The sequence below is a fragment of the Nocardia sp. NPDC055002 genome, assembly GCF_053608825.1.
Window position 1 is genome coordinate 443,217 of record NZ_JBSGWE010000006.1, and the last position, 13,994, is coordinate 457,210.

The window sequence follows — 13,994 nt, forward strand, 5'->3', positions numbered from 1 at the left end:
CCATGGAATAGAAATGCGCATCGACGAAGGAACCCTCGGATGCATTGCCCGTATTGCCGACACCCCGACTCGCGCGTCGTCGACTCGCGGGAAGTCGAGGAGGGCACCGCGATCCGCCGCCGTCGTTCCTGCCCGAGCTGCGCGCGTCGATTCACCACCGTCGAGACCGCGATCCTGTCGGTGGTCAAGCGCAGTGGCGTCACCGAGCCGTTCAGTCGCGAGAAGGTCATCGTCGGTGTGCGCCGGGCCTGCCAGGGTCGTGAAGTCGATGACGACGCCCTGAACCTGCTCGCCCAGCAGGTCGAAGACGCGGTGCGCGCCAAGGGATCTCCCGAAGTGCCGAGCCACGAGGTCGGCCTCGCCATCCTCGGCCCCCTGCGCGACCTCGACGAGGTGGCCTACCTGCGCTTCGCCTCGGTGTACCGATCCTTCACCAGCGCAGCCGATTTCGAACGCGAGATCACCGAGATGCGGGCTGCTCGCGCGGTCGCCGCGACCGACTGATCCACGCCCCGGCGTCGCTTCGGCGGCGGATGTCTCAGCGCCGGATCGAGCTGATCGCCTTCTCGATGCGCTTGGCCGACACCGGATACGGCGTACCCAGCTTCTGGGCGAACAGGCTGACTCGCAATTCCTCGATCATCCACCAGATCTCGGTGACGTCGCGGGCGTTCTTGCGCGCCGGGGGCAGCGCGCCGACGAGCTTGTCGTAGGCGGCGAGCATCCGGTCCACCTCGACCATCGCCTGCCGGTCGCGCACCGCCGAACCCGGAAGTGATTCCAGGCGCTGGGCCGCCGCGAGGAGGTAGCGCGGGAGTTCGCGTAGCCGCACCCGGCCCCATTCGGCGACGAAGCCGGAGAACAGGAGGTCGTCGAGCTGCTGACGCACGTCGTCGGCGATATCGGATTCGAGGGTGTCGGCCAGTGCGGCACGCGCCTGCTGGGCAGCGGCCAGTATGGGCACGACGGTACGGATCAGCGCGACGACCGCCGTGGACAGTTGCGGGCGGACGGCGGCCACCAGCTTGTCGAACTCCTCCGGCGAGCGCACCGGGCCGCCTGCCTTGGCGATCAGTTCGTCGGCGGCGGCGATCCGGCAGTCCTCGACCAGCTTGTCCAGGGAACCGTCGGGGTTCTGACTCAGTGCCAGCCGATCGCGGGCGGGCAGTCCGGCGGTGACGGCCCGCGTCGAGGTGGGGATCGCGGTGAGCAGCAGGGTGCGCACACCCGCTCGCATCGCGGCCGCCTGTTCGCCGGGCGAGCTCAGGACACGCACCGCGACGCCCTCGCCCTCGGGCACGAGTGCCGGGTACCCGGTCACGGTCTGGCCGGCGACTTCGCGGCTCACGGTCGGCGCGACCGAACCGAGCGACTCGGAGGTCCACACTGTCGCCGGCGCGCGTTCGGCGCCGGCGGTCGCCCGCGCGACCGATGCCGAAACCTGATCGGCCAGTGCCGATTTGAGCTGTTGCAGGCTCTTGTTCTTGGCCAGTACCTTGCCGCTCTGATCGACTGCGGCGAACGTCATCCGCAGGTGATCGGGCAGGGCGGTGGGGGAGAGGTCGTCGGTGGTGATGGTGACCGCACCCAGCCGGGACAGCTCCCGTGCGAGCCCGGTGCGCAGCGGCTCGGCGCGCGGAGTCAGCCCCCGCAGGGCCGCCGACGCGAAGTCCGGCGCGGGAACGACCGCGCGGCGCAACGTTTTCGGCAGCGTTTTGATGAACGCGGCGGCCAGTTCCTCACGCATGCCGGGCACCAGCCAGTCGAAGCCGACCGCCCGCACGTGCGCGAGCTGTTCCACCGGGATCCGCGCGGTGACGCCGTCGTCGTCCTGGCCCGGCTCGAACTGGTAGGTCAGCGGGAAGCTGAGTTCACCCTGGCGCCAGGCGTCGGGGAAATCGGTCGGGTCCAGGGTGGCGACACCGGCATTGACCACGGTGTCGGTCGAGAAGTCCAGCAGCGCGGGGTCATCGCGCTCGGTCTTGCGCCACCAGCTGTCGAAATGGCGCACCGACACGATATCGGCGGGGATGCGCTTGTCGTAGAACTCGAACAGCACTTCGTCGTCGACGAGGATGTCGCGGCGCCGTGCCCGATGTTCGAGGTCGGCCACATCGTCGATCAGGGCGCGATTGCGGGCGAAGAACCCGTGCCGCGTCTGCCATTCGCCCTGTACCAGCGCATGGCGCAGGAACAGCTCGCGCGACAGCTCCGGGTCGATGCGCCCGAAGTCGACCGGGCGCCCGGTCACCAGCGGCACCCCGTACAGCGACGCCCGCTCGTAGGCACGCGCCGATCCACGCTTGGCCGACCAATGCGGTTCGGAGTAGGTGCGTTTCACCAGATCACCGGCGAGCCGTTCGGCCCACTCCGGCTCCACCTTCGCCGCGATCCGCCCCCACAGCCGCGAGGTCTCCACCAGTTCGGCCGCCATCACCCAGCGCGGCGCCTTCTTGGCCAGCGACGACCCGGGGAAGATCATGAATTTCGCATTGCGGGCCCCGAGGAACTCGCGCGATTCCGCCTCACGCACGCCGATATGCGAGAGCATGCCCGCCAGCAGCGACTGATGGATCTGTGCGCTCGGCCACGGCATCGCATGGTCGTCTGCCGAATCCGAGGACCCGCCAACGGGTGTGGCGGCTGCTGGGTGCTGCCCACCTGTCGCTGCCTCACCACCGCGTCGAGACCGTCCACCTGCCCGGCGTGGGTCTGTGCCCTTGGTCTCGGCCCGGCCGGAGGTGGTGTTCGCTCCGGCGGTCGGCTCCGCCACCGCGCGTGGGGAGTTCCCGCGTCCGCGGCCACGCCGTCCGCGATTGCCCCCTGCGCCGACGGCACCGTCCTCGGTGGTGAGGGCGTCCGTCTGTCCCCGGCTCGCGCCCGCGTCGTTCCAGCCCATCCCGCGGGCGATGGTGCGCAACTGACCGTGCAGGTCCTGCCACTCCCTGATGCGCAGGTAGTGCAGGAACTCGTCGCGGCACATCCGCCGGAACTGGTTGGACGACAGCGACTTCCGCTGTTCGGTGAGGTAGTCCCACAGCCGCAGGTAGGCCAGGAAGTCCGAGCCCTCGACGACGAAGCGCGCGTGCTGGGTGTCGGCCGCCTGCTGGTGCTCGACGGGCCGTTCGCGCACATCCTGGATCGACAGCGCCGCGACGATGATCAGCACCTCGTCGAGGCACCCGTTGCGCTGGGCCTCGACGAGCATGCGCGCCATCCGAGGATCCACCGGCAGCTGCGCCATCTCCCGCCCGATCGGCGTGAGCGTGAGATGTTTACCCGAATCAGCTTCGCCGTCAACAGATTTCGTGCTGCCGTGCGCCAGCGCGCCCAGCTCTTCGAGCAGGGCGATACCGTCGCGGATGGCCCGGCGGTCGGGGGCCTCCACGAACGGGAAACTCTCGATATCGCCCAGACCCAGCGCCGTCATCTGCAGGATGACCGCGGCGAGGTTGGTGCGCAGGATCTCCGGCTCGGTGAACGCGGGCCGCGCCTCGAAATCGTCCTCGGAATACAGCCGGATACAGATACCGTCCGCCACGCGCCCACAGCGACCCGATCGCTGCCGCGCCGAGGCCTGCGAGACCTCTTCGATCGGCAGGCGCTGCACCTTCGTCCGCATCGAATAGCGCGAGATGCGCGCGGTGCCGGGGTCGATCACGTAGCGGATACCGGGCACGGTCAGCGAGGTCTCGGCGACATTGGTGGCCAGCACCACCCGGCGACCGGTGTGCGGGGCGAACACCTTGTGCTGCTCGGCGGCCGACAGTCGCGCGTACAGCGGCACGATCTCGGTGCGGGGGAGTTTCAGGTCGCGCAAAGCATCGGCGGTGTCGCGGATCTCGCGTTCGCCCGACAGGAACACCAGCACATCACCGTCGCCCTCGGCGAACAGTTCGACGACCCCGTCGGCGATGGCGTCGGTGGGGTCGCGATCGACGACCCGGGTGTCCTCGTCGTCGTCGGATCCGGGCAGTTCCAGCGACAGCGGCCGATACCGCAATTCCACCGGATAGGACCTGCCCGACACTTCGACGATCGGCGCGGGCGTGCCGTGCGCGTCGGCGAAATGGCGGGCGAACAGTTCGGGATCGATCGTCGCCGAGGTGATGATCACCTTGAGATCTGGCCGCTGCGGCAGCAACTGCTTCAGATACCCGAGCAGGAAGTCGATATTGAGGCTGCGTTCGTGGGCCTCGTCGATGATGATCGTGTCGTAGCGGCGCAGCATCCGGTCGCGCTGGATCTCGGCGAGCAGGATGCCGTCGGTCATGAGTTTGACCAGGGTGCGATCGGAGGCCTGATCGGTGAAGCGGACGGTGTAGCCGACCACGTCGCCGAGTTCGGTGCCCAGTTCCTCGGCGATGCGTTCGGCCACGGTGCGGGCGGCGAGCCTGCGCGGCTGGGTGTGACCGATGGTGCCGCGGATTCCGCGCCCGAGTTCGAGGCAGATCTTCGGGATCTGGGTGGTCTTGCCCGAGCCCGTCTCACCGGCCACGATCACGACCTGGTTGGCGGCGATGGCCGCGGCGATGTCGTCGCGGCGCGCGGAAACCGGCAGTTGTTCGGGGTAGGTGATCTGCGGAAGCGCCGCGCGGCGATTGGCCACGCGGGTCTCGGCGATGGCGATCTCGGCCTCGACGGCGGGCAGGTCGTCGGGGCGCGCACGGTCGAGCTTGCGCCGGAGCCGATGTTCGTCGCGCAGCGAGACCTCCGCCAGGCGGGTGCGCAGCGCGCGGGTTCCGGTGCTAGCTGTCCTGGTCATTGCGCCTACCAGCCTAGCGAAGCCCGCCACCGGTTTTCCCCCGCGTCGCCCGCTCGCGCTGTCGCGGAGACCAACGACACACCACGACACCCGCCCGTCACGGTCCGCGCGTCCGGTCCGTACCGCGCGACGCGACGACCGTGCGCACACGAACTCCCGGTCAGCCGGGGTCCGTCGTGCGAGGATCCGGGCATGAGCGGTCAGCGGGCACCTCGCGTCGCCAGGCAGGCCGCCCGACCATGCGGAAGGGACACAGCATGAGCGCTTCGGTGCGAACGGCGTGGTGGATCAGGGCCTATCGGCTCGGTTTCGGGTTGCTCGGGATCCTCGCCCTGGTCTGGATCCCGCTGCGAAACGTCGACTCGGCGACGTTCTCGCTCACGAACTATCTGAGCTACTTCACCATCGAGTCCAACATCTTGGCCGTGATCGTGCTGCTCGTCGGTGGCCTGACAGCGCCGCAGAGCCCGCGCTGGCAGACGTTTCGTGGCGCGGTCACCCTGTACATGCTCATCACGATGGTCGTCTACGCGGTCCTGCTGGCCAATGTCGACGTGATGCTCACCGACAAGTGGATCAACGATGTCCTGCATCGCATCGTGCCGCTGGTCATGCTGCTGGACTGGCTGTTCGTCGCGATGGCGCAACGCCTGCGACCCAGCCTCGAACTGATCGGCCTGTGGCTGATCTTCCCGGTCGCCTACGGCGTCTACAGCCTGATCCGCGGCCCGATCGTCGACTGGTACCCCTACCCGTTCATCGACCCACGGACCCAGGGATACGTGTCGCTGACGATCGGGTTGGTCGTGTTGCTGGTGGTGTTCGTCGTGCTCGCGGTCGCGATGGCGGGCCTGGGAGATCTGCCCGCTCGGTGGCGGGAACGCAAGTCAGAAGGCTGACCGGCGGCGGGCCAGGTGCGCGCCGGTCGGCACAGTGGGGTAGATGTGGAGCCATGAATGCGCTCTGGCATGGATTCGCCGATATGGGTGCCGTCGATCGTGACGGTGCGTTCGTTGTCGCTCGCGGTGAGGGCGCCTACGTCTTCGACACCGCGGGCAAGCGGTACCTCGACGCCACCGCCGGGCTGTGGTTCGCCAATGTCGGGCACGGCCGTGGCGAGATCGCCGACGCCGTCGCCGATCAGTTGCGCACCATCGCGCACTACTCCAACTTCGGCGACATCACCGAAGCGCCCACCCAGGAACTCGCCGAGAAACTCTCGTCGATCGCCCCCGTGCCCGGCAGCAAGATCTTCTTCACCTCCGGCGGTTCCGACTCGGTGGAGACCGCGGCGAAACTGGCCCGCCGCTACTGGCACGAGCAGGGCCGCACCGACAAGAAGATCCTGGTCGGGCGACGTCTGGCCTATCACGGCATGCATTACGCGAGCACCGCGCTCGGCGGTCTGGCGCCGAACAAGGAGGGCTACGGCGTGCTGGTGGACGACACCCGCACCGTCGAATGGAACGACGCCAAGTCCCTGCTCGCCCTGATCGAAGAGGTCGGCGCCGAGCGGATCGCCGCGTTCTTCTGCGAACCGATCATCGGCGCGGGCGGGGTGTACCTGCCGCCCGAGGGCTACCTGGCCGAGGTCCGCCAGATCTGTCGTGACCACGACATCCTGTTCGTCGCCGACGAGGTCGTCACCGGTTTCGGCCGCATCGGCGGTTCCTGGTTCGCTTCCACCCGCTTCGACCTGCAGCCCGACCTGATGACCACCGCCAAGGGCCTCACCTCCGGCTACCTCCCGATGGGCGCGGTCTTCATCGCCCCCCACCTGGCCGAGCCCTTCTTCGCCGGCGGCACCTGGTTCCGCCACGGCTACACCTACGGCGGCCACGCCGGCGCGGCCGCCGCGGCCCTGGCCAACCTCGCCATCGTCGAACGCGAGGGTCTCTTGGAGGAAGCCGCCCGCCTCGAATCCACCCTCCACACCGCGTTGGCGCCGTTGGCCGACCACCCCCGCGTCGCTGAGGTTCGCAGCGGACTCGGCGCAGTGGCGGCGGTGCAGCTCGCCGACCCGTCCGAGGGCCCCGCCCTGGTGAAAACCCTGCGTGAACACGGCATCTCGGGCCGGGCCGCCGGTGCGGGCGCCATGCAGATCTCGCCGTCGTTCGTCATGACCGACGCCCAGGTCGCCGAGCTCGCCGCCGGATTCGCCCGCGCCCTGGGCTGATTCGGGAGTCGATCGATACCGGGCCCGTCGGCGAAACTCGCTGGCGGGCCCGGAGTCGTGCGGGCTAGCCTGCTCTGTTCTGATCGAACAGGGGAGGACCTGCGTGCAAGCATCGGTGACCGTGACACCGGACCAACTACCGGAACTGCTGCTGCATGTCGCGGTGGTGCGGCCGGTATTCCTGTGGGGTGCGCCGGGAATCGGTAAGAGCTCGCTCGTGCGGACCTTCGCCGATTCGCTCGGCCTGGAGTGCGTCACGCTCCTCGGCACCCAGCTCGCCCCCGAAGACCTGATCGGTGTCCCGCAGATCGTCGATGATCGCAGCCGCTTCGCACCGCCGGAGCTGATCGCGCGACCGGAGCCCTACTGCCTGTTCCTCGACGAACTCAACGCCGCCTCACCGGAAGTGCAGAAGTCGTTCTACTCGCTGATCCTGGACCGCCGGATCGGGACCTACGAATTGCCCGCCGGTTCGGTGGTGATCGGCGCGGGCAATCGCGCCACCGACAACGCGCTCGCCCGGCCGATGGCGTCGGCACTGGTCAACCGGATGGTGCACCTGCACCTGCGCGCCGATGTCGACGACTGGCTGAAGTGGGCCGCTACCCACGACATTCACCCCTGGATCGTCCGCTACCTCACCCAGCGCCCCGATCACCTGTGGTCGGCGCCGCCCAAAACCGAGGCACCTTTCTCCACGCCGCGCGGCTGGCACATGCTCTCCGACGCCCTGCACTCCTGCGGCGACGACATCGACGACATCGACCCTGCAGGTCCTCGCCGCGGGCACGCTCACCCTCGGCCACAGTTCCGGCTTCCGCGCCTTCGTGACAACGATCCGCCACGCCTACGACCTGGACGCGGTACTCAAGGGCGACGCCGGATGGCCGCGTGACCCGGCCGACCGTGACCTGCTCTATTTCCTGTCCGAGACGATGCGCGTCCGGTTGATCAAAGATCTCCCCGGCGACCGCGCGCACACCTCGCCGACGGTGCAGCGCTTCGTGATGCGCGCCAAGTCGCTGCTGGTGGAACTCGCCGAGATCTCGGTGGAGTGCGCGCAACTGGTGATCGCCTCCGATGCCGAGGGGATGCCGGTACTGCCGTCGTGGTTCCTTATCGAGGTGTCGCGGGATCTGCCGCGCCTGGCCGCGCGGCGTTGAGCATGGCCACCGCACGCAAGCGGCGCACGGTCGCGGATCCGTGGCAGCAGGCGGTCGACGACGGCTGGAAGGCGGCGTGCGCTCACCCGGCGTTGCGGCCGCTGGCCACCCAGCTGTACCGCCTCGACGAGCGGACTCCTCGTGCGGTGTGGGCGCGGCTGAGCGGCAGTTACGTGGGCTATCACCCGAAACGCCGTGCCACCGCACAGGAATGGTCGTGGGTGTTCGCGCATTGCCTGCTCCACGCCGGATTCGGTCACCTCGATCCGCGAAACACGGTGCCCGCCAACATCACCGGCCTCGATCCAGGCGACCCCGAGGGGCGGCGAGACGTGCGCGCACCGCATCCGGCCTATCGTGCGGCCTGCTGCGCCGCCGTCGACACCTACCTGACGACGATGAAGATCGGCACCCGCCCCACCGGCATCCGCCGACACCCGAATTGGCCGACGAGCACGCTGCCGCTGCCCGCTGGCGCGATACGGCCGTGCCGGATGCCTTCGCACGCACCGGGTTCGCCGACTTCCTGCTCACCTCGGCCGAGACCGCGAAACGTGTCGACAACCCCGCCCGGTTCGCCAGGGGTATCGCGGCCGCCGCCCGTGCGGCGCTGGCCACCGCGGGCGGAGAACGCACCGCCGACGGTGTACTGCGCCACCGCACCCCGTGGGACAGCGCGCTCGGCTGGTTCGTATCGTCGTTTCCGTTGCTCGGGGCCCTCGCCGCGGGCATGACCGTCGTCGCCGACGCGGAACTGGCACGCAGCTGGAATATTTCGATCGCCGCGGTGAATGCCGAAGCCGCCGAGATCTACGTCAACCCGCTGATCGGATTCGGTGAGGAGCGGTGGCGGTTCGTGCTCGCCCACGAAATGCTGCACGCCGCACTGCGTCACGGCGAACGCGCCGACTGGCGCGACCACTACCTGTTCAATATCGCCTGCGACTATGTGGTCAACGGCTGGCTGGTCGAGATGAAGGTCGGTCAGATGCCGGAGGGCCTGCTCTAGGACCCGTCGCTGAAAGGCTGTTCCGCCGAGGAGATCTACGACCGGATCGCCGTCGACCTGCGCCGGCTCCGCAAACTCGCCACCCTGCGCGGACGCGGCCTCGGCGATGTCCTGGGTGAACCGCTGGCCCACCCCGGTAGCGCGGGCCGCTACGTCGACCTCGACGAGTACTACCGCAGCGCGCTGACGACAGGGTTGGCGTACCACACCGACAGCGGCCGCGGATATGTCCCGGCCGCACTGGAACAGGCGATCCGCGCGCTCGACCAGCCACCGCCGCCGTGGGACGCGCAGCTGGCCCAGTGGTTCGACGAACACGTTCCCACCATCGACACACGGCGCAGTTATGCTCGCGCCTCCCGCCGACAGGCCTCGACACCCGACATCCCGCGACCGGCGTGGGTGCGCCCCGAGCAGAACGTGCGGTTACCGACCTTCGGGGTAGTCCTCGATACCTCGGGTTCGATGGACGTAACCCTGCTCGGCAAAGGGCTCGGCGCGATCGCGTCCTACGCGCTGGCCCGAGACGTGCCACGAGCCAGAGTCGTCTACTGCGACGCGGCCGCCTACGACGCGGGCTACCTGCCGGTGGAGGAAATCGCCGCCGGCGTGCGGGTCCGCGGGCGCGGCGCCACGTTCCTGCAGCCCGGCATCCGCCTGCTCGAACGAGCCGAGGACTTCCCGGTCGACGGCCCGATTCTGGTGATCACCGACGGGCAGTGTGACGCGGTACGGATCCGTCGCGAACACGCGTTTCTCGTCCCCGCGGGGGCGTGCCTACCGTTCGCCCCCAAGGGCCCGGTCTTCCGTCTGCGCTGAGCCGAAAGCATGGCGGGGCGGACGCCGATCCGGGATCAGCGAGGATCGAGCCGCAGGGTGAAGAAGCGGCTCAGCGGGTCGATGGAGTAGCTGCCGAACGGGCCGCATTCGGCGAACCCGTGGCGCAGGTACAGGCGGCGGGCGGGGGCGAAGAAGTCCTCGGCGCCGGTTTCCAGGCTCAGCCGCCGGTACCCGCGCTCCCGGGCTACCGCGACCAGGTGGGCGAGCACGGCCGCGGCCACGCCACGGCCGGTATGCCCGTCGGCGGTGCGCATGGACTTGATCTCGGCGTGCTCGGCGTCGAGCTCCTTCAGCGCGCCGCACCCGACGAGGTCGTCGCCGGACCACGCGCTCCACACCGTGACCGCGGGATCGCGCAGGGCGGTGAGGTCGAGGGCGTGCATGCTGCAGGCAGGGGTGGTGTCCGCCATTTCCGCGTGGTGGGCGGCCAGCAGAGTCCGGATTTCCGCGCCGGTGAGGTCATCGGCCACCACGCGAAGCTGGTCGACCGCAGCAGTCGGGTTATCGGTCATAAGTCCAGTTTGCAGATCGATACCGGAGCCCGTCGATCCGGGTCTCCCAGGGACCACCCGACCGCGGAAAACGCCCCGGGGCGACCAGTACGGGTGCGAGCATGGTGACGCGGGTGTCGACTCGAAAGTGGTGGGGTGTGGCCGATTTCGTGCAGCAGTATGCGTTCGTGCGGTGGCCGGTGGTCGCCGCGTTCGTCCTGGCATCGCTGATCGTGGCCACCCGGTTGACCAGGCGAACCCCGTCGGAGCACCGGATCGATACCGCCTCCGACAGCGCGCACCTGCTCATGTGCCTGGTGATGCTGGCGATGCTGGTGTTCCCCGCCGCGACCGACCCGCACGCGATGCGCGGACTGCTCACCGCCCTCACCGTGGCGTTCGCGATCCTGCTCGCCGAACGCGTCATGGGATGGCGCACCGGTTCGGTGCCCGACGGTGTGCCGGCGCTGGGCTATCACACCGTCGCCGCCGCGGCGATGCTGTACGCGATGGCCGGGCACGGGGCCGTGCACGGCACCGGTGCGGCGGGCTGGCCCGCCGTCGTGCTGGCGGTGCTGTTCGGCCTCGACGCGCTGCTCGTCCTCGGTACGGCCGGTCACCGGTCACGCTGGCACCGCTTCGTTCATCCCGCCGGCTCCCACCCGCTGACCTCGGCGCTGGTGCCCCATGTGGTGATGGACATCGGGACCGCGTTCATGCTGATCGCCGCGATCGGCCGGTGAATACCGATCCACAACCGCTCGCGCTGCGAATTGCCTTAGTGCGGGCAGGAATTCGACGATGAGTGGGCAGCGCGGTCCCCAACCGCCGCCGGGGTCGCGCGGCGCCGGTCCGCGGATACCCCCGATCGTGGCCGGTGCCGACGATCGCGAGGAGATGCGCGCGCTCTACCGCGCCACCGGCGCCGCCGCGTTCGGGCTGGCCCTGCGGGTGCTGCACCGTCGCGGTGCCGCCGAAGACGTGGTCCGCGAAGGCTATCGACGGGCGAGATCGGCACAGTGGATCGTCGACGAGGACGACACCGGCCGGGAACCCGGTTTCCCCTCCGCGGAATCCGGGGACGACCACACCGAGCCGGCCCCGCTGTCGCGTCCCGGGCCGGACCTCGGGACACCGTGGGGGCGTTCGGCGTTCGTCGCGACCGAACAGCGATCCGATCTGACCCCCCGCACCTACGGTGGGATGGATGTCGCCTTCGGTCGCGGCGTCGTCTACTCCCACGACGGTGCCCGCCTGCCCGACGGCGCGAGCACCGAGGATCCGGATCACCTCGGCACGGACCACCCGGACCGACGCCACGCGGGCGCTGAAGACGCAGTCCACGGTCTCCCCGGCTCCCGCGCGGACCACCCAGCCGAGGTCATCGGCTCGGGAAATATCGGTACCGAGCGTGTAGACGCCGACCAACGGGCTTTCGGCCACGTCGATGTCGAACGATCGAGCGCGGTCGGCATCGACACCGAACGTCTCGGGACGGATCGTTCCGGGATCGCCCGCGACAGCCCGGCATTCACCCCCGATCAATCCTGGCTGCTGGCCCAGATCCATCGACTCGCGGTCCAGCGCCTGCGTCTGGACCGCCGCGGCGGCGACGACATGCCGTGGCTGGCGGCCGCGGCCAGACTCGGTTTCGACGACCCCCTCGACAGCCACTGCGAGGTCTTCGTCCTCGCCTACTACGGGGGCCGCACCTACCGCACCATCGGCCGTGAACTGGGCCTGCGGGTCCCGATGGTGACGAGGCTGCTGGCCGAGGGCATCGAACGGCTCGCCGAACAGCGGATCCCCCGGTGGACGGCCAGGCAGTCGTGGTGCCCGCCCGGCTCGGTCCTGTCCCTGGCCGACGCCTACGCGCTCGACGCGGTCGCCGAACTCGAACACCACCACATCGAGAACAAGCTCACCGCCACCACCCCGAACAGTCTGTCGCAGTTCGCCACCCGCGTGCGCGGTGTGCACGACGTGCTCGCGCTGCTGGCCGCCGACGACCAGCACACCCCGCCCCGCGCGCTCGAAACCCGCATCCTCGCCGACCTGGGCGCCGCGCCACAGCGACGCGGCCACTGGGCGGCCAGACCGCCCTGGCTGCGCCGCTTCGGGGGTCAACCGGAGAGTTAGAGCACCACCACGTGGTCTTCGGCGACCCGTCCGCCGAGGCGAACCCATCCGTCGGAGTCCCACTCGGTGTAGAGCTGCGAGCCCTGCCCCTGGGTGATGATCAGCCCGCGGCGCAACTGGGCGGTGAGTGCGACCGCCGCCGCCCCGGTCGCCTCGTCCTCGGCGATGCCCATGGCGGGCGCGAACATCCTGGCGCGCAGCGCGCCACGTGACTCGTCGGTCCAGGCCCAGAAGAAATGCTGGCCGTCGGTGAAGTCGACGGGTGCCAAGGCCGCCAGCGTCTGCACCGAATCCAGTTGCTGGAAGGCGAACTTCGGTGCCCACTCGGCGCGCGCGGTGATCCAGGTCAAGCCGTCGGTCTGGTTGACGGCCACCGGCCCCGCGGGCACCCGCAAGGTGTGCACAGGTGTGTGTTGTACAGCCAGCCACCACGCGGTGCCGACGGTGGGATGCCCGGCGAAGGGCAACTCGACGGCCGGGGTGTAGATGCGGACGTCGGCGACGCCGTCGACCGGATCGGAGACGACCGTGGTTTCGCTGAACCCCAGCCGGGCCGCCAGTTCCTGCTTGTCGAGGGCGACGACATCGCCCGCGCGGGCGATGCCGAGCGCGTTGCCGAGATTTCCGGCCGGATCGGTGAACACTCGGACGACCTCGACCTGGATGTCCGGGGCATCGGGCACATCATGTGCGTTCATGATCGCGAGCCTACCGGGCCGCCGCGCGGGGCCCACCGACCCGCGAGCCCCCGGACACGTCCGCTCCCAGCACGGCAACGGCCCCGATCCGGAATCCGGATCGGGGCCGCCGGGCCTCGAAAAGCAGGCGCGAAACCGACGAATCAGACGGCCGCCGAAGCCAGCGCTTCGGTGGACGCGACCGCCTGGCCGACACCGGCGACGATCGCCGCCGCGCGCAGCGACTCGAAGATCACCTCACGCGACACACCGGCCTCGCGCAGCGTCTTCTCGTGCGCCTCGAGGCAGTGCGCGCAGCCGTTGATCGAGGACACCGCGAACGACCACAGCTCGAAGTCGGCCTTGTCGACGCCGGGGTTGCCGATGATGTTCATCCGCAGACCCGCGCGCAGATCGTCGTAGCGACCGTCCAGGAACGCCTTACCGCGGTAGAACACGTTGTTCATGCCCATGATCGACGCGGCGCCCAGCGCGGCGTCGTACGCCTCGGCCGAGAGCACGTCGGCGGCTTCTTCGGCGACCTCACGCAGGGTGGTGGCCGAGCGCGTGGCGGCGGCCGAAGCGAGCAGGGTGCCCCACAGCTGCTGCTCGTTGAGCACCGTGGTGCGGGCCAGCGAGGACAGATTGAGCTTGAGGTCCTTGGCGTACTCGGGAAGAGAGTTCTTCAGGTTCTCGATGCTCATGACAGTGGGGCTCCTTCAGGGTGTTTCGGT

The 13,994-nt window shown here is 69.4% G+C and carries 13 protein-coding genes; 9 read left to right on the forward strand and 4 right to left on the reverse strand.

Annotation, left to right across the window (positions count from 1 at the left end; all coding sequences use genetic code 11):
- Window positions 1-39: 39 nt before the first annotated feature.
- Window positions 40-504 carry a transcriptional regulator NrdR gene (nrdR, locus tag ACWF99_RS25665; protein WP_378626625.1) on the forward strand — a complete coding sequence of 155 codons (465 nt, stop codon included), beginning with the start codon at window positions 40-42 and terminating at the stop codon, window positions 502-504.
- Window positions 505-538: 34 nt separating this feature from the next.
- Here nrdR and hrpA read toward each other — a convergent pair whose 3' ends face one another.
- The gene (gene hrpA, locus ACWF99_RS25670; protein WP_452537591.1) at window positions 539-4,765 is read right to left on the reverse strand and encodes an ATP-dependent RNA helicase HrpA; all 4,227 of its coding nucleotides are present in this window, start codon (window positions 4,763-4,765) and stop codon (window positions 539-541) included.
- Between the two features lie 257 nt (window positions 4,766-5,022).
- On the opposite strand from hrpA, the gene ACWF99_RS25675 reads away from it, so the two are divergent.
- The 6 genes from ACWF99_RS25675 to ACWF99_RS25700 all read left to right on the forward strand — a co-directional run bounded on the left by ACWF99_RS25675 (window position 5,023) and on the right by ACWF99_RS25700 (window position 9,932).
- Window positions 5,023-5,664, forward strand: a complete 642-nt coding sequence (locus ACWF99_RS25675) for a Pr6Pr family membrane protein (protein WP_452537592.1) — start codon at window positions 5,023-5,025, stop codon at window positions 5,662-5,664.
- A 53-nt stretch (window positions 5,665-5,717) separates the two neighbouring features.
- Entirely contained in the window at window positions 5,718-6,941 is a 1,224-nt protein-coding gene (locus ACWF99_RS25680) for an aminotransferase family protein (protein WP_378626629.1), read from the forward strand.
- Between the two features lie 103 nt (window positions 6,942-7,044).
- Window positions 7,045-7,836 (forward strand): AAA family ATPase, encoded by a 792-nt coding sequence (locus tag ACWF99_RS25685; RefSeq protein ID WP_452537593.1) that lies wholly within the window; start codon window positions 7,045-7,047, stop codon window positions 7,834-7,836.
- Window positions 7,769-8,104, forward strand: a complete 336-nt coding sequence (locus ACWF99_RS25690) for a hypothetical protein (protein WP_452537594.1) — start codon at window positions 7,769-7,771, stop codon at window positions 8,102-8,104. Before ACWF99_RS25685 ends, ACWF99_RS25690 begins: the two co-directional genes overlap by 68 nt.
- A gap of 442 nt (window positions 8,105-8,546) precedes the next feature.
- The gene (locus ACWF99_RS25695) at window positions 8,547-9,113 is read left to right on the forward strand and encodes a DUF2201 family putative metallopeptidase (protein WP_452537595.1); all 567 of its coding nucleotides are present in this window, start codon (window positions 8,547-8,549) and stop codon (window positions 9,111-9,113) included.
- A gap of 195 nt (window positions 9,114-9,308) precedes the next feature.
- Entirely contained in the window at window positions 9,309-9,932 is a 624-nt protein-coding gene (locus tag ACWF99_RS25700; protein ID WP_452537596.1) for a hypothetical protein, read from the forward strand.
- Between the two features lie 35 nt (window positions 9,933-9,967).
- On the opposite strand, the gene ACWF99_RS25705 is transcribed toward ACWF99_RS25700, so the two are convergent.
- Window positions 9,968-10,465, reverse strand: coding sequence for a GNAT family N-acetyltransferase (locus tag ACWF99_RS25705; protein WP_378626633.1), 498 nt, complete (start codon window positions 10,463-10,465; stop codon window positions 9,968-9,970).
- 113 nt (window positions 10,466-10,578) lie between these two features.
- Here ACWF99_RS25705 and ACWF99_RS25710 point away from each other — a divergent pair, with 113 nt between their 5' ends.
- Together ACWF99_RS25710 and ACWF99_RS25715 are read left to right on the forward strand one after the other, a co-directional pair.
- Entirely contained in the window at window positions 10,579-11,187 is a 609-nt protein-coding gene (locus ACWF99_RS25710; RefSeq protein ID WP_452537597.1) for a DUF5134 domain-containing protein, read from the forward strand.
- Between the two features lie 58 nt (window positions 11,188-11,245).
- Window positions 11,246-12,583 (forward strand): RskA family anti-sigma factor, encoded by a 1,338-nt coding sequence (locus tag ACWF99_RS25715; protein WP_378626637.1) that lies wholly within the window; start codon window positions 11,246-11,248, stop codon window positions 12,581-12,583.
- Here ACWF99_RS25715 and ACWF99_RS25720 read toward each other — a convergent pair.
- Together ACWF99_RS25720 and ACWF99_RS25725 are read right to left on the reverse strand one after the other, a co-directional pair.
- Window positions 12,580-13,281, reverse strand: a complete 702-nt coding sequence (locus ACWF99_RS25720; protein ID WP_452537598.1) for a PhzF family phenazine biosynthesis protein — start codon at window positions 13,279-13,281, stop codon at window positions 12,580-12,582. The genes ACWF99_RS25715 and ACWF99_RS25720 overlap by 4 nt on opposite strands.
- Window positions 13,282-13,424: 143 nt before the next feature.
- Window positions 13,425-13,964, reverse strand: coding sequence for a carboxymuconolactone decarboxylase family protein (locus tag ACWF99_RS25725; RefSeq protein WP_378626640.1), 540 nt, complete (start codon window positions 13,962-13,964; stop codon window positions 13,425-13,427).
- Window positions 13,965-13,994 lie beyond the last annotated feature (30 nt).